The sequence below is a fragment of the Veillonella denticariosi JCM 15641 genome (assembly GCF_002959855.1).
GTDB classification, from domain to species: Bacteria; Bacillota; Negativicutes; order Veillonellales; family Veillonellaceae; genus Veillonella; species Veillonella denticariosi.
On sequence record NZ_PPDB01000007.1, the window covers coordinates 272,077 to 292,608 of the forward strand.

The 20,532-nt window shown below is 39.8% G+C and carries 19 protein-coding genes and 1 pseudogene; 18 read left to right on the top strand and 2 right to left on the bottom strand.

All coding sequences use genetic code 11. The annotated features are described in order from the left end of the window. Nucleotides 1–9 precede the first annotated feature (9 nt). The 18 genes and pseudogenes from VEHSUH05_RS06790 (at nt 10) to VEHSUH05_RS06875 (ending at nt 19,219) form a co-directional block, all read left to right on the top strand. The gene (locus VEHSUH05_RS06790) at nt 10–765 is read left to right on the top strand and encodes a class I SAM-dependent methyltransferase (protein WP_245875944.1); all 756 of its coding nucleotides are present in this window, start codon (nt 10–12) and stop codon (nt 763–765) included. Further along, nucleotides 762–1,691: a tRNA (adenosine(37)-N6)-dimethylallyltransferase MiaA gene (gene miaA, locus VEHSUH05_RS06795; RefSeq protein WP_105091131.1), complete on the top strand. Its 930-nt coding sequence runs from the start codon at nt 762–764 to the stop codon at nt 1,689–1,691. The genes VEHSUH05_RS06790 and miaA overlap by 4 nt, the downstream gene beginning before the upstream one ends. Then, the gene (locus VEHSUH05_RS06800; RefSeq protein WP_105091132.1) at nt 1,688–2,926 is read left to right on the top strand and encodes a methionine gamma-lyase family protein; all 1,239 of its coding nucleotides are present in this window, start codon (nt 1,688–1,690) and stop codon (nt 2,924–2,926) included. The genes miaA and VEHSUH05_RS06800 overlap by 4 nt, the downstream gene beginning before the upstream one ends. A gap of 199 nt (nt 2,927–3,125) precedes the next feature. Further along, complete coding sequence (gene mnmA, locus VEHSUH05_RS06805) at nt 3,126–4,187, top strand: tRNA 2-thiouridine(34) synthase MnmA (RefSeq protein WP_105091133.1); 1,062 nt, start codon at nt 3,126–3,128, stop codon at nt 4,185–4,187. A 38-nt stretch (nt 4,188–4,225) separates the two neighbouring features. Further along, entirely contained in the window at nt 4,226–6,025 is a 1,800-nt protein-coding gene (gene lepA, locus VEHSUH05_RS06810; RefSeq protein ID WP_038114945.1) for a translation elongation factor 4, read from the top strand. 1 nt (nt 6,026) lies between these two features. Continuing rightward, complete coding sequence (hemW, locus tag VEHSUH05_RS06815) at nt 6,027–7,214, top strand: radical SAM family heme chaperone HemW (protein ID WP_170007105.1); 1,188 nt, start codon at nt 6,027–6,029, stop codon at nt 7,212–7,214. Nucleotides 7,215–7,300: 86 nt separating this feature from the next. Further along, nucleotides 7,301–7,903: a nitrite/sulfite reductase domain-containing protein gene (locus VEHSUH05_RS06820; RefSeq protein ID WP_105091134.1), complete on the top strand. Its 603-nt coding sequence runs from the start codon at nt 7,301–7,303 to the stop codon at nt 7,901–7,903. Nucleotides 7,904–8,216: 313 nt separating this feature from the next. After that, nucleotides 8,217–9,246 (top strand): annotated as a pseudogene (gene hrcA / locus VEHSUH05_RS06825) (heat-inducible transcriptional repressor HrcA). After that, entirely contained in the window at nt 9,246–9,791 is a 546-nt protein-coding gene (gene grpE / locus VEHSUH05_RS06830; protein ID WP_054673322.1) for a nucleotide exchange factor GrpE, read from the top strand. The pseudogene hrcA and the gene grpE overlap by 1 nt, the downstream one beginning before the upstream one ends. 28 nt (nt 9,792–9,819) lie before the next feature. Beyond that, nucleotides 9,820–11,658 carry a molecular chaperone DnaK gene (gene dnaK / locus VEHSUH05_RS06835; protein ID WP_105091136.1) on the top strand — a complete coding sequence of 613 codons (1,839 nt, stop codon included), beginning with the start codon at nt 9,820–9,822 and terminating at the stop codon, nt 11,656–11,658. A gap of 16 nt (nt 11,659–11,674) precedes the next feature. After that, nucleotides 11,675–12,832 (top strand): molecular chaperone DnaJ, encoded by a 1,158-nt coding sequence (dnaJ, locus tag VEHSUH05_RS06840; protein WP_105091137.1) that lies wholly within the window; start codon nt 11,675–11,677, stop codon nt 12,830–12,832. A 55-nt stretch (nt 12,833–12,887) separates the two neighbouring features. Further along, nucleotides 12,888–13,751 carry a 50S ribosomal protein L11 methyltransferase gene (locus tag VEHSUH05_RS06845; RefSeq protein ID WP_038114960.1) on the top strand — a complete coding sequence of 288 codons (864 nt, stop codon included), beginning with the start codon at nt 12,888–12,890 and terminating at the stop codon, nt 13,749–13,751. Next, the gene (locus tag VEHSUH05_RS06850; protein WP_105091138.1) at nt 13,748–14,479 is read left to right on the top strand and encodes an RsmE family RNA methyltransferase; all 732 of its coding nucleotides are present in this window, start codon (nt 13,748–13,750) and stop codon (nt 14,477–14,479) included. The genes VEHSUH05_RS06845 and VEHSUH05_RS06850 overlap by 4 nt, the downstream gene beginning before the upstream one ends. Nucleotides 14,480–14,516: 37 nt before the next feature. After that, nucleotides 14,517–15,812: a tRNA (N(6)-L-threonylcarbamoyladenosine(37)-C(2))-methylthiotransferase MtaB gene (mtaB, locus tag VEHSUH05_RS06855; protein WP_038114963.1), complete on the top strand. Its 1,296-nt coding sequence runs from the start codon at nt 14,517–14,519 to the stop codon at nt 15,810–15,812. Between the two features lie 11 nt (nt 15,813–15,823). Continuing rightward, complete coding sequence (locus VEHSUH05_RS06860) at nt 15,824–16,168, top strand: histidine triad nucleotide-binding protein (RefSeq protein ID WP_054673325.1); 345 nt, start codon at nt 15,824–15,826, stop codon at nt 16,166–16,168. Between the two features lie 158 nt (nt 16,169–16,326). Further along, the gene (rpsU, locus tag VEHSUH05_RS06865; RefSeq protein WP_004695751.1) at nt 16,327–16,506 is read left to right on the top strand and encodes a 30S ribosomal protein S21; all 180 of its coding nucleotides are present in this window, start codon (nt 16,327–16,329) and stop codon (nt 16,504–16,506) included. Between the two features lie 128 nt (nt 16,507–16,634). Further along, nucleotides 16,635–17,078: a GatB/YqeY domain-containing protein gene (locus VEHSUH05_RS06870; protein WP_054673328.1), complete on the top strand. Its 444-nt coding sequence runs from the start codon at nt 16,635–16,637 to the stop codon at nt 17,076–17,078. Nucleotides 17,079–17,314: 236 nt separating this feature from the next. Beyond that, nucleotides 17,315–19,219: a type I glutamate--ammonia ligase gene (locus tag VEHSUH05_RS06875; RefSeq protein WP_038114967.1), complete on the top strand. Its 1,905-nt coding sequence runs from the start codon at nt 17,315–17,317 to the stop codon at nt 19,217–19,219. An 85-nt stretch (nt 19,220–19,304) separates the two neighbouring features. Here the strand turns inward: VEHSUH05_RS06875 and VEHSUH05_RS06880 are convergent, their stop codons facing one another. Continuing rightward, a complete protein-coding gene (locus VEHSUH05_RS06880) occupies nt 19,305–19,700 on the bottom strand; it encodes a phosphate-starvation-inducible protein PsiE (RefSeq protein ID WP_054673333.1) in 396 nt (131 codons plus the stop codon). Between the two features lie 104 nt (nt 19,701–19,804). Continuing rightward, on the bottom strand, nt 19,805–20,320 hold the full coding sequence (tpx, locus tag VEHSUH05_RS06885) for a thiol peroxidase (RefSeq protein WP_054673337.1): 516 nt from the start codon (nt 20,318–20,320) through the stop codon (nt 19,805–19,807). Nucleotides 20,321–20,532 lie beyond the last annotated feature (212 nt).

The following is a 20,532-nucleotide window of genomic DNA, read 5'->3' on the forward strand; positions in this document are numbered from 1 at the left end:
GCTAAGCATTTGGCTTCCTCTATTCCTATGACTTATGTAAAGCGAAATAAATCGTCGATGGCACAGCTTTTTGAAGCGTATCACTCTGATTTTATCGCTGTTTTATCAGGAGACGGTCTGACCATATATTTTTCGCCTTCTCAACACCATACATTTCATCTGTCCATGGCTCAGTTACGTATTTTACGCATACAGAGAGGTGAGGGAGACCATCTGATTAATGCTGTGCAATCTATTTTGACAGCGGTACATCCCGTATCTATGCTTTCAACGTTCAGTTTACTAGACTGTACGGCGGGGCTCGGCAGTGACAGCGTTGTCTTAAGTTACGGATTTCCGGATGCTCATATTATGTGTTTAGAAGCATCATTACCCATATGGTTATCAACATCCTATGGACTGAGCCACTATGAGCATAGGCAGGTGGAGGTAACGGCGGCGCTACGTCGAATTTTGATGCATCATGCATCTTTTGAGGAGTATTTACCTGCGTTAAAGGATGATGCTGCAGATATTCTTTATTTTGATCCCATGTTTGAAGTGCCTATTGAGGATAGTCCACAATTTAAGCCGTTGCGGGGGCATACAGTGGAAAGCGCGATTACGGAGTCCATCATAGATGAAGCTATGCGTATCGCTAAATACGGTTTTATTATTAAGGAGCGGCCTTTCAGTTCTATCTTTCAACTACATCCACCGGATCAATGGATTGGGGGAAAATATAGTCGTATCGGTTATGGCGTATATATAAAGGAGACAGTGTGAATCCATTAATTACCATCGTGGGGCCTACAGCGGTAGGAAAAACAGATCTCACGCTAGAGTTGGCGCATGAATTGCACGGAGAAGTCATTTCCGGAGATGCCTATCAAGTATATAAGCAGTTGAATATCGGTACGGCAAAACCGTCAGCCCAGGAGTTACTACGCATAAGACATCATTTAATCGATATTCTCGAACCCGATGACTCTTATTCGGTATCAATCTTTCAGAGTCAGGCGCGATATATTATTGATGAGTTATCCTTTCGTAAGATTTTACCGATTCTGTCAGGTGGAACAGGCTTATATGTGCAGTCATTATTAGAGAATTATAATTTTAATGATGTAAAGCCAGATGAATCGTTACGAGCTTCATTAGATAAACTTTATGAGCGGGATGGTATTGAAGGTTTACGTAAGTACGCTCGACAATTGGGTAAGGCTAATCACATTGATATTTTGTATACGGATAAGCATCGTTTATATCGATCCATAGAAATATTACATCATGGTGATGTGGAGTCTTTACTCAACCAGACTAAAGACGGACTGTCTTATAAGGGCCCCGTTATAGGACTCATGCGCAATCGTGATGAATTATATGAACGCATTAACTTACGCGTCGATATGATGTTTGACGCTGGTCTTGTGGATGAAGTGCAGCGGTTGGTGGAAAGCGGTGTAAATCCCGCATGTCAAGCTTTCAAAGGTATCGGCTATAAAGAGGTCGTCGAATATTTAAAGGGGTCCATTACGATTGATACTTGTCGGGAGTTAATTAAAAAAAATACGCGTCATTTTGCAAAACGACAAATTACATGGTATAAGCGGATGCCTTATATCCAATGGATTTATATAGATGATACGACGTCAAAGGATTATATTTTTAATACAGCTATGGAATTGATTCATAGAGAAGGATTAGTATGACATTAGAAGAAATACGCACCAAAGCCCTTGAAATGGCTGAACCGGAGTTTAAAAAATTTGAACCTATCGCATTGGCGAATACAAAAAAAATATTGGAAGCCTTTAAAGAATGTCAAGTATCTGATTATCATTTTAACGGGACTACAGGTTACGGCTATAACGATGTGGGCCGAGAAAAACTAGATGAGGTGTTTGCCTATGTATTTAAAGGTGAAAAAGCTATTGTACGGCCTCACTTTGTATCCGGTACCCATGCATTGGCCACAACGTTGATGGCGCTAATGGGAAATGGATCGAATGGTACGGAATTCATTTATGCTGTAGGGGCTCCTTATGATACGATGCAGTCGGTTATAGGCTCTACCCGAGAAGTGAGAGGTTCCCTGATTGAAAAAGGCTTTACCTATACTGAAGTTCCTTTGAAGGACAATACTTATGATGTTAAAGCTATCGCAAATGCGGTTAACGACAATACGCGTGTTGTCGTCATTCAACGATCTCGCGGTTACAGTACGCGTGAACCTTTATCCGTGGCGGATATTAAGATTATTGTAGATGCTGTAAAAGAAAAAAATCCGAAGACAATTTGCTTTGTCGATAATTGTTATGGAGAATTCACAGAATTAAAAGAACCGTTAGAGGTTGGCGCCGATATCATGGCGGGGTCACTCATTAAAAATGCCGGCGGCGGTTTGGCTCCGACGGGCGGTTATATCGTAGGCCGTGCGGATTTAGTAGAGGATGCGGCATATCAATTGACGGCACCGGGTCTTGGCGACCATATGGGCTCTTATACACCGGGATATCGATTGTTCTTCCAGGGATTATTTATGGCTCCTCATGTGGTCCTGCAAGCTCTAAAGGGTGCCGTATATACCGCTGCTGTGGGGGAACTGCTCGGTTACGACGTATTTCCTAAGGTGAATTCGAATCGTTATGATTTGATTCAGGCTATCAACTTGAATAACGGGAAGGAAATGGAACAGTTTTGTCGCGGTATGCAGGCGTATTCTCCTGTAGATGCTCATGTGCATCCCATTCCGGGCGATATGCCGGGCTATGAAGACAAAATCATCATGGCCGGCGGTACATTTGTACAAGGATCTTCCATAGAGTTGAGTGCAGACGGTCCCGTTCGTCCTCCATATACAATTTTTATGCAAGGCGGACTAGTATTTGAACACTCCATGCTCGGTATTTTAGGCGCCGCAGAAGAATTGTTAAAATATAGATAATCCAAAGAATCTCTTTCTCTATACGGGAAGGGATTCTTTTATTTCAAATCTTTTCAATATACCTGTTTCTGGGCTATAATATAAGTTACTATGATTTTATAGTGATACTACTCGGACTTTTACACCGAACTAGTGTTTTTACACGTCAGGCTTTCACCCTGATTGTTTTATGATCAACAGATCATTAAAAGGAGAAAGTATGGAAAAAGTTATTGCTGTAGCTATGAGCGGTGGCGTGGACAGCTCCTTGACGGCTGCCATGCTACTGAAACAAGGCTATAAAGTATTTGGTATCACCCTTTGGCTGTGGGTGAGCGGCACCCCTTATGATTCGGTGCCTCTAGCTGTTACGGACGCCAAGAAAATGTGTGATTTTCTAGGTATCGAGCATCATGTAATCGATGCGAGAGATGTATTCTACGACAATGTGGTTGATTATTTTGTAAAAGAATACTCTTACGGACGCACGCCGAATCCCTGTGTGTTTTGCAATAAAAATATCAAGTTTGATTTAATGCTCAATCGTGCTATTGAACTGGGTGCGACACACATGGTGACAGGCCATTATGCACAGATTAATTATAATGAATCGACCGGTTTATATGAATTACATAAGGGCATAGATCCTACAAAGGACCAGAGTTATGTATTGTATAATATGAACCAGCGCATTCTGAGTCATCTCATGTTTCCTTTAGGGGGGCAATGTAAGACAGAAACCCGTAAGATGGCCGAAGAATTCGATTTACCGGTTGCAAAGAAACCGGATAGTGTTGATATTTGTTTTTTGCCTCACGGAAATTATCAAAAACTCGTGGTAGAGGAGATGAAAGAAAAACCGAAAATCGGCAATATCGTTACTGAAGATGGAGAGGTATTAGGTAAGCATACAGGTTTATTTAACTACACCATCGGGCAGCGTAAGGGGCTCGGCATCGCTTATAAACATCCTCTATACGTTATCGGTTTTAATGGTGAACGAAATGAAGTTATCGTAGGCCCTAATGAGCGACTCTTTACTAATCGTATGATCTGTAAATTTTATAATTTCCTGGATGATACGATTCATAAGGAATTAAAGGCGGAAGGAAAGATTCGTTACGCCGCTAATCCATCACCTTGTAAGGCACGAATCCTCGATGATGATACGATGGAGGTCGTCTTTGAAGAACCGCAACGGGCTATCACGCCGGGACAGTCTGTAGTCTTTTATAACGGCACTCAATTATTGGGAGGTGCTGTTATCGATCAGGTATGTTAGAAAGGAGTATACAAATCTCGGGATTTGTATAATAGATTATGTCAACGAAACACATTCGTAACTTTTGTATTATCGCCCATATTGACCATGGTAAGTCCACCATCGCCGATAGATTAATTGAATATACGGGCACATTACAAAAACGTGAAATGGAGGCACAAGTATTAGACTCCATGGATCTGGAACGGGAACGCGGTATTACAATTAAGGCTCAATCCGTACGTATATTGTATAAAGCGCACGATGGCGAGGAATATATTCTCAATCTGATCGATACGCCGGGTCATGTGGATTTCAGTTATGAAGTATCACGTTCTCTTGCTGCTTGTGAAGGGGCATTGCTGGTTGTGGATGCCGCACAGGGCGTAGAGGCTCAAACGTTGGCAAATGTATATCTTGCGTTAGAGCATGATTTGGAAATCATCCCTGTTATCAATAAGATCGATCTGCCATCGGCTGACCCTGATCGTGTAAAACAGGAGATTGAAGATATAATCGGTCTGGATGCATCTGAAGCTGTGCTTTGCTCCGCAAAATCCGGTATTGGTATTCCCGATATTTTAGAGGCCATCGTCAATAAGGTACCGGCTCCACCGGATAAATCGAATGAACCGACACGGGCATTGATCTTTGACAGCCGTTTTGATTCGTATAAGGGCGCTATTGCGTATGTACGGGTTAAAGAGGGGGCTATTAAGGCAAAAGATACAATTCGTATGATGCATGATAAGAAGGACTTTGATGTAACTGAGCTTGGTATTTTTACGCCGAATCTCGTGCCTGTACAAGAATTACCATGCGGCTCTGTAGGATGTATTGCGGCGAGCATTAAAAATGTTGCGGACTGTCATGTAGGCGATACAGTTACATTGGCGGACAATCCGGCACCGGAACCGTTGCCGGGATATCGCAAGGCCGTATCCATGGTATATTGCGGCTTATATCCGACGGATTCCAAGGATTATGAAAACCTTCGTGATGCATTGGAAAAATTACAGCTCAATGATGCCGCTTTGGAATATGAAGCTGAGACGTCGTTGGCGCTCGGCTTCGGATTCCGTTGTGGTTTCCTCGGGTTGTTGCATATGGATGTTATTCAGGAACGTCTGGAGCGTGAATATAATTTATCCCTTATTACTACGGCGCCGTCTGTAAATTACAAGGTATATAAGACCAACGGAGAAATGATTGAAGTTGATAATCCTGCGAAACTGCCGCCGCCAACTGAAATCGATTATATTGAAGAACCATATGTTAAGGCTACAACAATTGTTCCTAAGGATTTCGTCGGCACTATTATGGAATTGTCCCAAGATAAACGCGGTGAGTATCAATCGATGGAGTATCTTGATGAGACACGCGTGTCCGTCGTTTATCATCTGCCGTTGAGTGAAATCATTTATGATTATTTCGATAAATTAAAATCCGCTACGAAGGGATATGCTTCTCTTGACTATGAGTTAATCGGTTACAAGCAGTCGCCGATGGTTAAGATGGATATTTTATTAAATGGTGATCCTGTTGATGCGTTGTCCATTATTGTACATAAGGACAGAGCGGCTACACGGGGGCGTGCATTGGCGGAGAAATTGAAGGAACTCATTCCTCGTCAAATGTTTGAAATTCCGATTCAAGCTGCAGTAGGCACGAAAATTGTGGCTCGCGAGACGGTAAAAGCATGGCGAAAAGACGTGCTCGCGAAATGTTACGGTGGCGATATTTCGCGTAAGCGTAAATTATTGGAAAAACAAAAAGCCGGTAAAAAAAGGATGAAATCCGTCGGCTCCGTTGAGATTCCGCAAGAAGCATTCATGGCTATACTCAAGGTTGAGGATTAATATGATACAAACAGATTCAAAAACTATGAATCTGTCTACAATAGGGGATATGGGGCTGTATGTCCATATCCCTTTTTGTAAACAGAAGTGTATTTATTGTGATTTCCCAGCATATCAAAATTTACAGGATTATTATGAGACCTATATATATGCTCTCGTGCAGGAAATTGACTTGTGGGCTAATGAGCATCCTGAATCGAAACTTCGCTCTATTGATACCATTTATTTTGGTGGAGGAACGCCGACGGAATTATCCATAGATCAGTTAAAAATAATCTTAGATAAAATACGTCATACTTTTACCATTACAGATTCTTGTCATATGACCATAGAGTCGAACCCTGGAGAAGTTGATTTAACATATCTAATTAAGCTGGTCAGTCTCGGTTTTAACCGTATCAGCTTCGGTATTCAAACCTTTGATGATAAGGCTCTTTTACGGTTGTATCGCAGCCATACGGCGAAAAAGGCCATACAGGCCGTACAAGATGCGAAGACAGCCGGTTTTGAGGATATTAATATTGATCTTATTTATGGATTGCCGAATCAAACGGTGGCCGATATTCAGCGAAACTTAGAACTCGTTCGGGATTTACCGATTAATCATATTTCTACCTATGGACTGCAAGTTGAGGCGGGAACGTATTTATATCATCTTGTAAAAAAGAAATTGATTTCCTTACCCGATGAAAGTATTGATGAATCCATGTATGATACCATGATGACAGGTCTATGTGAACTCGGATTTGAACGCTATGAAATTTCTAATTTTGCTAAAGGCGGATCGTACAGTCGCCATAATTTAAAATATTGGCATTATATAGATTACTTAGGTTTTGGAGCCGGTGCACATTCCTTTTATGATGGCGTGCGACGAAGTAACAACCGCAATGTCATGCCGTATATTCAATCGGTCGATCGATATGAAATGCCGACTGTCGAAACGGAGAACATATCTATTGAACGGGCACAGGAAGATTTTTGTTTCCTTGCACTTCGAACAAAATGGGGCCTTGATGAGAAGCTGTTTAAGGATCGATTTGGTATCTCTGTGCGTAATTTATTTGGCCCGAGCATAGATGAATTAGTTGCTAAAGGATTGATGAACTTTCATCATGGCGCCTATCATGTAACACCTGAAGGTGCAAAGCACGGAAACTATGTTTTTGGTCAATTTATTCGTGAATAATGTATTTTCTCACAGATTCTCAAAATCCGATATGTTAGGATTAATAGGATGATGATGAATAAGCATGCTGGATTTGAGGAGGAACGATGAAGACATCGGTTATATTACACGGTTTACATAATGAATTTTCATTGGAACAAATGAAAGCATGTATAGAACTAGCTGAAAAATATGGCGGTTTGTTTCGTCATGTTGTGACAGGTTTGCAGATTACAGGGATTGAAAAAGAGGATAAAGAACAACTTATTTCCGAATTGCCGGAAGGGGTTACTACGGTCATTCATCGCGGTGTAAATTCGCTTATCGCTTGTGTCGGAAAGGGACATTGTAAAAATGGCCAAATGGAGACTCAAGAGCTGGCGGATTATGTGGAACGTAAACATTATGGGCGTAAGACATCTCATAAGTGTAAAATCGGTATCAGCGGATGTGGGCGTAACTGTCCGGATGCCATGGTGAAGGATATAGCCTTTATCGGTACATCTCATGGTTTTATGCTTGCCGTTGGTGGTACAACGGGGATTAAACCGGAGGCCGGAAAAATACTGGCTCGAAATTTATCTGTGGAACAGGCTAAAAAAGCGGTTGATATCTTGGTCGACTGGTATGCGGAAAATGGTGAACCTCGGGAACGTATGGGAAAACTATTAGTAAGACTGGGGAATCCGCTTGAAGGGTTAAAGCTATAATTAATAAACTAAAGAGTATATAAAAACACTTATCTATTTTACAGGTCTAATAATTTATTTTTCAATTAGATTTATTTTTATCTGTTTGAGAAATGAATAGAGGATTGTCAAACGTGAGATAGGATAAGTGTTTTCTTATTTATAGTCTTTGATTTTTTGACTAATTAATTTCAAAAATTGAATTGTCTTTTTGACTAAATAGATATTATTTGAGTTTTTAGGGATTTTTTTGCTTGACAATTTATGTAAGTGTGATAATATTATACATGCGATTAGCACTCAAAGTTTATGAGTGCTAACAAGAGGTGTTATTATGGATGAAAGAAAACAGCGCATCTTGAAAGCCATAATTGAAGATTACGTTAAATCCGCAGAACCGGTAGGGTCAAGAACGATTGCAAAGAATTATAATCTCGGTATCAGCCCTGCGACGGTGCGCAATGAAATGTCCGATTTGGAGGAATTAGGCTATTTGGAGCAACCTCATACATCGGCGGGACGTATTCCTTCAGCGAAGGGCTATCGTTTATATGTCGATTCTATGATGAATCGACAACCTGTTCCATTACAGGATGCTGAAAAAATAGAAATGATTTGGAAACACTCCAACGGGTCAACGAGTGAATTATTTTTCAATATGGCTAAACTGCTTTCACAAGTGAGCCATAGCATGAGTTTATTCCTTGCACCGGCGCATGACAGGGCCTTAGTGAAATATATTCATGTATTGCCTCTAGGCGCTCATCAGGCTATCATGGTTGTGATTACCGAGACGGGGGCGTTAGATAACGAGTTGATGTACTTTGGTGAAAGCGTATCACCGGATGTATTACAAGATTTAGCATTACAATTCAGTAATGCCTTACAGAATGTAAGCATCGGTTATATTACGGCCGAAGCGTTGGGTACGATTTTGATTCATATGGAAGGACCTAAGGAGGTTTTATTGGTTTTCTCGGAAACCTTATTACGAGCGATTAATAAACGCAAGTTGTTTTACTCCGTAGGCGCTACGGAGTTGTTAAATCAACCGGAGTTTAAATCTGTTGAAAAGGTACAACCCTTACTTTCATTAGTGGAAGAACAGAATGAATTAGGACAGTTATTGAAAGATGATTCGCCGACACCGATAAAGGTAAAAATAGGCGTGGAAAACCAGACGGAGGCACTCCACACGATGAGTGTGGTGCAGGCTGATTTCAGGAATCAAGAGCAGCCGATAGGAACACTGGCTATTCTCGGCCCGACGCGGATGGAATATGGGCGTATCATCGGTATGCTGTCACATATGAAACATGTAATGGAAACCATGATAAAAGAACAAAAATAGAAAGGGTATGTAATGGCTGAAGAACAAGACATTAAACAAGAGGCGACTGATGAGACGGTGGAAAATCCTCCCGTTGAAGATTCAGTCGTTGAAGAATCCGATGAGGCGGTAACAGATGCCGCTCAAGTGCTGGAAGAGTTGAAAGCTGACTTTGATAATCGCTATAAACGGTTACAGGCGGATTTTGAAAACTTTAAGCGGCGCACGAATCAGGAAAAGGAACAACTTGCAGGATTCGTTAAAGGAGATGTGCTTACCGATTTGCTTCCTGTTTTGGATAATTTTGAACGCGCTGTTCAATCTCCTGCAGAAGGTGATGCAAAGGTATTCCTCGATGGATTCATTATGATTCATCAGAATCTGATGGCTATGCTCTCTAAACATGGTTTAGCTGTTATCGAAGCCGTGGGAAAACCGTTTGATCCGAATTTTCACCAGGCGATTATGCGTGTACCGTCAGATGAATATGAATCTGATACGGTCTGTGAAGTATTGCAAACTGGCTATACTGTTGATGGACGTTGTATTCGTCCGGCGATGGTAAAGGTTGTTGAGTAGATTATATAGTATTAGGAGGTCATATATTATGGCAAAGGTAATTGGTATTGATTTAGGGACTACAAACTCATGTGTTGCTGTTATGGAAGGTGGCGAACCTACGGTTATTACTAACCAGGAAGGTGCTCGTACAACCCCTTCCGTCGTTGGTTTTGCTAAAAACGGTGAACGTCTTGTAGGTCAGTTGGCAAAGCGCCAGGCCGTATCTAATCCAGAAAACACGATTATTTCCATCAAACGTCATATGGGTAGTGACTATAAAGTTAAAGTGGAGGGTAAAGAGTATACACCGCAAGAAATTTCTGCGATGATTCTTCAAAAAATTAAATCCGATGCGGAAGCATATTTGGGCGAACCCGTAAAACAGGCTGTTATTACGGTACCTGCTTATTTTACAGATGCTCAACGTCAAGCTACAAAAGACGCTGGTGCTATTGCAGGTCTTGAAGTCCTTCGTATCATCAATGAACCTACGGCTGCTGCACTTGCATACGGCGTAGATAAGGATGAAGACGGTAAGGTTCTCGTATTTGACCTTGGTGGCGGTACATTCGACGTATCCATTCTTGAATTAGGCGACGGCGTATTTGAAGTATTGGCTACATCCGGTAATAACCATCTTGGTGGTGATGACTTTGACGAACGCATCATGAAATACCTCATTGAAGAGTTCAAAAAAGAAACCGGTATCGATTTATCCACCGATAAATTAGCCGATCAACGTCTAAAAGAAGCGGCAGAAAAAGCTAAAATCGAATTGTCCGGTGTAGCAAGTACGAATATTAACTTGCCATTCATCACTGCTGATGCTACAGGTCCTAAACATTTGGATGTAACATTGAGCCGTGCAAAATTCGAAGAATTGACAGCTGATTTGGTACAGGCAACGATTGAACCTACACGTAAAGCGATGCAAGATGCCGGCCTTTCTGCATCCGATATCGATAAAGTATTGCTTGTCGGTGGTTCCAGCCGTATCCCTGCGGTGCAGGAAGCTATAAAAAAAGTTTTGGGTAAAGAACCGACTAAAAACGTTAACCCTGACGAATGTGTTGCCATCGGTGCAGCTATTCAAGGCGGTGTATTGGTAGGTGAAGTTAAAGATGTATTGTTGCTCGATGTAACTCCATTGTCCCTCGGTATTGAAACAATGGGCGGTGTATTTACACGCATTATCGATCGAAATACTACAATTCCTACATCTAAATCTCAAGTATTCTCCACGGCGGCAGATAATCAACCGTCTGTAGATATCCATGTATTACAAGGTGAACGTGAATTTGCGGCGGACAATAAGACATTGGGTCGTTTCAACTTGGATGGCATTCCGGCGGCTCCTCGCGGAGTTCCTCAAATCGAAGTGACATTTGATATCGATGCTAACGGTATCGTACACGTAAAAGCTAAGGATTTGGGTACTCAAAAGGAACAAAAAATCACAATCACATCTTCTAGCGGTTTACAACAAGAGGAAATCGACCGCATGGTAAAAGAAGCGGAAGCTCATGCAGCGGAAGATAAGGCTAAAAAAGAAGAATTAGATGTTAAAAATAATGCGGATTCTTTAGTTTACCAAGCGGAAAAAGCATTAAAAGACCTTGAAGGTAAGGGCGATGCTGCTTTGATGAAAGAAGTGGAAGAAGCAAAAGATAAATTGAAGAAATCTATTGAAGCCAGCAACATTGATGACATCAAAAAAGACAGTGAAGCTTTAACTGCTCCATTACACAAGTTAGCTGAACAAATGTATGCAGCTGCTCAACAGGCACAACAAGCTGCGGGCGGTGCTGAACAGCAAGGTAGCGCAAAAGCTGATGATAATGTTGTAGATGCGGATTATACAGTAGTGGATGACGAAAAGAAATAAGAAGGGTTGGTAATGAATGGCACGGGATTATTATGACATTCTGGGGGTCAGTAAAAATGCTACTCAGGATGAAATTAAAAAAGCCTTCCGTAAAAAGGCTCGCCAATACCATCCGGATGTAAATAAAGATAATCCAAAGGAAGCGGAAGCGAAGTTTAAAGAAGCAAACGAAGCTTACGAAGTATTGTCTGACGAAACAAAAAAAGCACAGTATGACCAGTTCGGCCACGATGCCTTCAAACAAGGAGGCGGTGCGGGGGCCGGAGGTTTCCAAGGCGGCTTTGGCGGTTTCGGCGGTCAAGCCGGCGGTTTCGGTGATATTTTCGGCGATATCTTTGGCGGTATGTTTGGGGGCGGACGCCAACAACAGGGACCTCAAAAAGGCAATGACTTGCGCGAAGATATAGATATCTCCTTTGAAGATGCGGCTTTTGGTAAGTCTATGGACATTGAAGTACATCGTCATGAAGAATGTGATCACTGTCATGGTACCGGTGGTGAACCGGGATCTCGTGTCGATACGTGTCCAAACTGTCAGGGGTCCGGTCAAGAAACGGTTATTCAGAATACTCCATTTGGGCGTATGCAATCTGTTCGTACATGTTCACGCTGTCACGGTAGCGGTAAGATCATTGAGAAACCATGTTCTAAATGTCGCGGTTCCGGTGAGATGTTGGCGAAACGAAAAATTTCCATTAAAATACCTGCCGGTGTGGATAGCGGATCCAGATTGCGCGTCGCCAATGAAGGGGAACCTGGTATCTTAGGCGGCCCTAAGGGTGATCTTTATGTGTATATCTTCGTTCGTCCTCATAAGGAATTTGAACGAAATGGAAATGACGTGATCAGTCGTGTGAATATCAGCTTTGCTCAAGCTGCATTAGGTGCCTCTATACAAGTGAACACCTTAGATGGTAAAGTAGAGTTAAAGATTCCGGAAGGTACTCAAACGGGAACGGCGTTCCGCGTAAAGGGCAAAGGTATTCCTTATTTGCGCAACCCTAAACAACGGGGGAATCAACATATCGTGGTAAATGTCCAAACGCCTAAGAAATTGACCGATACACAGCGTGAGTTATTATTGCGATTTGCTAATGAAAGCAATGAGGACGTCAATAATTTACAGGTAAGTAAAAGTCTCTTTGATAAGATAAAGGACTGTTTAACGAAATGAACAGCTCATGTGAAAGAATGGTTCATTTCTTCACATTCCCTATAAAGGAGCATATATGCAATGGATAGAAATATCCATTGTCTGTGAAAGAGTAGCCACCGATGAGGTGACTACTCTTTTTTACGATTATACAGACAATGGAATTATAGAAGAGGATATAGAGGATAATCCAGATTTACTTAAATACACCCTATATGCCGATGCATCATCAGATGTCAGGATGATAGAGGCGGATTTAAAGAGTCGTCTTATAGAGGCTGATATCGAAGTTTCATCAATTGTGTCACATATGCTTGATGAATCGACATGGCTGAATTCGTGGCAGCAGTATATTGAGCCTACTGAAATACTTCCCGGTTTGGTTATCAAGCCTGCTTGGCAGGATTATGATAATACTGATAATAAAACAATTATAGAAATCGATTCGGACATATCCTTCGGTACAGGGGCTCACGAAACGACGAGAAGCTGTGCGGAGTTGCTGGAGAAATATAGCAGATCTATTAATCTTGATGATGTGACCTGTCTCGATATAGGAACCGGTACAGGCATACTCCTATTGGTAGCATCTTATTTAGGAATTACACATCTTGTAGGGATTGATATCGAAGAGTATGCGGCTCAGCAGGCTCGTCTCAACTGTGATACTAATCATGTAAAGGCGGATATTATTTGTGGTAATCTGGACAGTGACTTTGATGGATCGGCACAGATTATTCTTGCTAATTTGACGGTAGATCCGTTAAAAATATTGCTGCCTCAGATAGGGTCTAAACTGGATGATAAGGGCGTTTTAATTATCAGCGGAATTATCGATGATCGTTATGAGGAAATTATGCCTTACATCATGAATAACTGGAACATTATTGAGGAGCGAGTGTCAGGCCCCTGGCATACATTCGCATTAGAGAAACGATGAAAAAAATATTTATTTCTACGCCATTAAGTGAATATATTGAATTACCTCAAGATATGACTCATCATGTGCTTCATGTATTTCGTCATCGTCTTGAAAGACCTATTATCGTCACCGGTAGTGACGGGCGATGTGGTAGTTACAGAATTATGGAAAAAATAGATGGGAAAGCGAAGGCTGAACTTATCGAGTACGTAGATTCACAGGAGGCCATGTACCGCGTTGTGTTGGTCCAATCTTTTTTAAAGGGTGAAAAGCTGGAGTGGGTATTACAGAAAGCAACCGAACTAAATGTAGATACTGTCTATTTAGTAAGCACATCTAATTGCGTTGCTAAATACGATGATAAAAAATTGACCTCCAAAGTATCGCGATGGGAGAAAATTATGCTGGAGGCGGCCCAACAATGCGGACGGAATCAGTTACCGTCTCTTGTTGTAGGAGAAACGCTTTCACAAGTATTAAAGATTGAAAAAGAAGCAGTAAAACTGGTGGCCTATGAAAATGAAAACGGTCTGACTATAAAGGATGCATTACAAAATGTATCATCCGACTCGTCAATCTCGGATATTCTCATCTGTATAGGCCCGGAGGGGGGCTATCAAGAGAAGGAAATCAATGCTATTATAGAATGTGGTGGCCAATCGGTATCGTTGGGACATACTATTTTGCGAGCTGAAACGGCTGCCATAGGCGCGTTAGCGATGATTCAATATGAATTGGAATTATAAAATTAGAACAGATATAGATTTAGAATTGAGAGGTGCAATGAAAACCGTTGCTTTTACAACCTTGGGGTGTCGTGTTAACCAGTACGATACGGATGCCATGAAAGGTTTATTTTTACAGAATGATTATCGGGCGGTCGACTTCGATACAAAGGCGGATATTTATGTCATTAATACATGTTCCGTTACGAATATGGGGGAGAAAAAATCCCGACAGTTAATTCGCAAGGCAAAGCGTCAAAATAAGGATGCTTATGTTATCGTGACAGGATGTTATGCACAGCTTGATCCCGATGCCATTGCGGCCATTGATGGGGTTAATCTCGTTATCGGCACGAATAATCGTTCTAAAATCGTAGAACTTGTTGAACAATTGGAATCTACGGAACGTCAAATCAATGCTGTCCGTGATATTATGAAGGAATCAAATTTTGAAGAAATGCCGCTGTATGGTAATGAATCCGACAAATCACGAGCGTTCATGAAAATTCAGGAAGGCTGTAATAATTATTGTGCATTCTGTATCATTCCCTATACGAGAGGTCAGTTAAAATCCCGTAAAATCGATGATATTGTACGGGAAGCGAATCGATTGGTGGAACACGGATTTCATGAGATTGTTCTGACCGGTATTCATTTGGGAAATTACGGTGTTGAATTACCGGGGCGTCCTACATTAGCTGATGTAGTGAAAGCATTGCTTGAAATTCCAAACTTATATCGTATCCGCTTCGGTTCCATCGAATCCGTTGAAGTATCTGATGAGTTGGTGGAATTAATGGCGACAGACAGACGGGTATGTCCGCATCTACATTTGCCGTTACAGGCCGGATCCGATCATGTATTAAATCTTATGAAACGACATTATAGGTTGCAAGAATATAAGAATTTGATAGCAAGTCTACGAGCTCGCATTCAAGATTTGTCAATTACGACGGATATCATCGCCGGGTTCCCTCAGGAAACGGATGAGGATTTTGAAGAAACCTTACAAACCGTCCGAGAAATCGGTTTTACTCATATTCATGCTTTCCCGTATTCTATTCGTGAAGGCACACCGGCGGCAACCATGCCGAATCAGGTGCCCGAGGCTGTAAAAAAGACTCGCGTAGCGCTTTTAAATAGTCTTAGCCAATCCGGTTATGAAGCATATGCCAAGTCCCGCATCGGTAAGCCCGGCGAAATCCTGATTGAGAAAGAAGAGAATGGTTACTATACGGGTTTAACAAGTGAATATGTAAATGGTAAAATTAAATCTGATGGATTACATAAAATTGGTGATCTCATCGGTGGGATTGTTACAGGATTAGAGGATAATTATTTGATTATTGAATAAGGAGTTTAATTATGAGCGACTGCATTTTCTGTAAAATTATCAATGGTGAAATTCCTTCTAAAAAAGTTTTAGAGAATGATAAGTTCTATGCATTTCATGATATTCAACCTGTCAAAAAAGTACATGTACTGATTGTGCCTAAAAATCACGTTTCTAACATTGCTCATCTTAATGAAAAGAATGAAGATTACGTTGAAGGATTACTACCTTTTGTTCGTGATGTTGCAAAAGGACTCGGTATTTCTAAAGATGGTTATCGTTTGATTTTCAATACTGGTGGAAAAGCCGGTCAAACCGTATTTCATATGCATGCTCATCTCTTGGGCGGTGAAGAGATGGGATGGCCTGAAGCCTGATTATCCAGATGTCAGACTACTTTACAAGGCCTATTAAAAATCCTATAAAATATACCGGAAAATATTGACAGATACTGGTACACTGCATATAATATGTATATGTGCGTATATAAATTATCAGCACTTCCCTGAGATTATTTTTGGAGGGAGGGATATAGATGTCTGAAATCAAAGTTGGTAAAAACGAAACGCTTGAAAGTGCTCTTCGCCGATTCAAACGCTCCTGCCAAAAAGCAGGTGTTTTGTCTGAAGTTAGAAAGCGCGAACACTACGAAAAACCGAGCGTAAAAAGAAAGAAAAAATCTGAAGCAGCAAGAAAACGCAAATTCAGAGCATAAGATGATTACCCTAATTCTGCCTTTTCATGGCTTCATGAAATTCGGAATTAGGGTTTCTTTATATTATTTGGCTAACTAAAGGTCAGTATGTACGATAGAGCATTCTATTATTTTAAAAGGAGGCTATGATGAGCTTAAAGGATCAATTAAAAGAAGATATGAAAGCCGCAATGAAGGCTCGTGAAGAAGGAAAGACAGCATTATCTGTTATCCGCATGGTAAATAGCGCTATTAAAAATACGGAGATCAATGATAAGGTAGAACTTGATGATGCCGGTGTTCTCGGCATTTTGGCGAAGGAAATGAAAACTCGTCAAGATTCCTTAACAGAATTTGAAAAAGCAGGTCGTGAAGACTTAATTAGTCATGTAAAAGAAGAAATGGCTGTATTGCAAAAATACTTACCAGAGCAATTGAAAGAAGATGAAATCCGTACAATTGTACAAGAAGCCATTGCTGCATGTGGTGATAATGTAAATATGGGCAATGTTATGAAACATGTAATGCCAAAAACAAAAGGGCGTGCAGATGGTAAGGTTGTCAATAATATTGTTAAAGAATTACTTGGATAATATATAGTGATATCAACGGCTATTCTATATACAGTTATTGATTAGAGTTGATAGTAATGAGTGTGTTAGATGTAACTTTAAGAAAATAATGAAATTCTATAGAAAGTTATTGACATATATTTTCAACATATGATAATATGAATTCAATAAAATAATTGGTCAACGAGGACTCCACTTTAGATATATAGATTTATATATTTATTTGTTGGAGTCTTTTTCTTTTAGGAGGAACAAATATGTCGACAACTAATGAATTATTATATTACATTCCAGCGGGTCAATATGGGAAAGAAGGCGTTCTTGCATTATTAGAACAACATCCTGAAATCAAGTTCGTATCTCTTGTAGGTATTGACTTAGCAGGTAATGATACTGATGAAAAGATTCCTATGTCAGCATTCTTCGATGACTACGAATCTTTCTTTGAAGGTCGTGCTGTTCAAACAGATGGTTCCTCTGTAGTACTTACAAATATTGCTACATTAAATAATGCTCGTGTAGATATGTGGGGCGATCCAAGTGTGAACTGGTTTGTTGATTACAACTACGAAAATATTGATCCTGTCACAGGCTTACCAACTGGTACACTTCGTATTCCTGCATTCTTGATGCATAACTATCGCTATGTAGATTCTCGTTCTATTTTAAAACGCAGCTGCGACTATGTGCGTGCTGAATTATTGGCTTTGATTAAAGAACATGGCTTACCTAGTATGCCGCATGTGAAAGCTGATGAAGTTGTAGATATCATTTTCACATCTGCAACAGAACTAGAATTCTGGGTAAAAACTCCATCTAGAACAGTTACAAAAAAAGAATTATCCGTATCCCAAAAATTACAAGAACAATACTGGCAACGTACTCATGGTACAGTTCGTACTGCATTAGAACAAGCTGTTGAACGTCTTGATCGATATGGTATGGTTGCTGAAATGGGTCATAAAGAAGTAGGTGGCGTTAAAGCTAAACTTGATGAAGATGGTCATGAAGCAGTTGTATTAGAACAATTAGAAATCGACTGGAAATTCTCAAATAATCCATTACAAACAGCAGATAATGAACTACAAGCTCGTATCATTGTTCGTGAAGTATTCCGTGAAAATGGCCTTGATGTAACATTTAATGCAAAACCAATAATTGGTGTAGCTGGTTCTGGTGAACATACTCATTTTGGTGTTATGGCTAAATTAAAATCTGGTAAAGTTGTTAACTTATTTAGCCCAGAAGATATGCGTAAAGAATCTGCTAGCTCTTTAGGAATTGGTGCAATTATGGGGCTTTTAAAACACTATGAAGCCATTAATCCATTCATTAGCTCTACAACAGATTCTTTAAATCGTTTAAAACCTGGGTTTGAAGCGCCAGTATGTATTGTTACATCTTTAGGTACTGATCCATCTGAACCTAGCCGTAACCGTACAATCCTTTGCGGTTTAATTCGAGATATCGATAATCCTATGGCAACACGTTATGAATTGCGTTCTCCAAATCCTTACACTAATACATATACTGCTTTAGCATTAATCTTTATTTCTGCATTTGATGGTATGAAATATGCTATTACATCTGGTAAAACACAAGCTCAATTGGAAACAGAGCTTTCCAAAGAAGTAGGTGAAACATCTGATTATCTTGCTACAAATCGTGCATACCGTACTGAAAAAGATGTATTTGATGATTTTACACAAGAAGAACGTAATCAAATGTTTGGTGTTGCTCCAGCTACTGTATGGGAAAATATAAAGGGTTATCAAAATAATCCTGAATTAGTAGAAACATTGGCTCAAGGCAATGCATTTGCTAAAGATTTAATGGATTCCTTTATTGCCTCAATTCTTAAACGTTGGAAACTAGTCTTGGCTAATCGTTTAATTCCAAATAATTTAGATACAGTTCGTAGTATGGTTGCAATTCATACTGACAGCCGAAATAGTGTAGATGATAAACGCTTTGCAGAAGTTAATGATTTACGTTTCTACCTTGCTAAAGATAGTGACGATCGTAAATCCTTATTCACTCGTTTAATTGATGCACTTAATGATGGTGAATATGATCTAGCATCTCAATTACAAATTGAAATGAATGATAAAATGGAAGAATTAGAAGCTAAGTACGCTAACTACAGCAAAAATATCTTCTAATTAATTAAATTACCCATAAAAATGGCCTCTACCGTAGTAGAGGCCATTTTCTATTTAGAGATATAGAAGATAATTAATTCTATGGTTATTCATTATGTCCAATAAACTTTTCTACTAGTACTAAACTACATACAAGTACAAAAATTGCGACAGACCAAATCAAATTATCAAATGATGATTCATGATTGATAATTAGAAGTCTTACAATTGCAGTTATGCCAATGTATAAAAAGAAGTTAAGCGGAAAGTGGAAGTTATTTTTAAAGTATTTGACGATGAGTGCAATAAACTCAAAGTATAGAAAGAAGGTAATTAGTTCTTCAATTAATAAAGAGTATGTACTATAACCTTGAATATTTGCCCACGTAACATAGACAAGACTAATCAATGTATTAATAAGTGCAATACAAAGTGCAATACCAACGCCTACAAGGGTTATATTTTTTATCGTTAATAATAGTTTAGAAATACGAATCCACATATAATAATCACCTACAATACAAATACTAACCACATAAAAAAGACCGTACACCGTACGGTCTTTTTATGATTACACAATCGTATAATCAAATGAATATCTACGGACTAGATATCAGCTTTAATTGCTTCTAATGCAGCATCGAAGTTAACTGCTTGAGTTACTTCAGGTACATATTCAACATAAGTTACTTTGTTATCTTTGTTGATTACTACAACACCACGAGTTAAAAGACGAAGCTCTTCAATCAAGAAACCATAGTTTTCACCGAAGGAAGCATCTTTGTGGTCAGACAAAGTAACAACTTTATCAACACCGGCAGCACCACACCAACGTTTTTGAGCGAATGGTAAGTCCATAGAAATTGTCAATACGACTACATCTTCGGAAAGTGCTGTTGCATCTTGGTTGAACCAACGTGTCTGAGCATCACAAACACCTGTATCAAGGGAAGGAACAACGGAGATAACTTTTACTTTACCTTCGAAGTCTTTTAAAGTTTTAGGTTGCAAGTCATTGCTCAATACAGTGAAGTCTGGAGCTTGTTGACCTACTTTAATTTCTGGGCCAACTAATGTGATAGGGCCACCTGCAAATGTAACTACACCAGTACGTTTTTCCATGTTGTATTCCTCCTAAGAGTTTCAATGTTAAGTAAATTAAGGATACGTCTTGTATCTATGCATAGTATATCATTTACACATCTATAAGTAAATCAAAAAATTCGATATACTTTCAGAAAAGATATTGTATTGATAATATAATGAAAAAAATAGTAGTATTTATATAGCAAACATACTATGATACATATAGACTATGTTAAATATAATTGAGA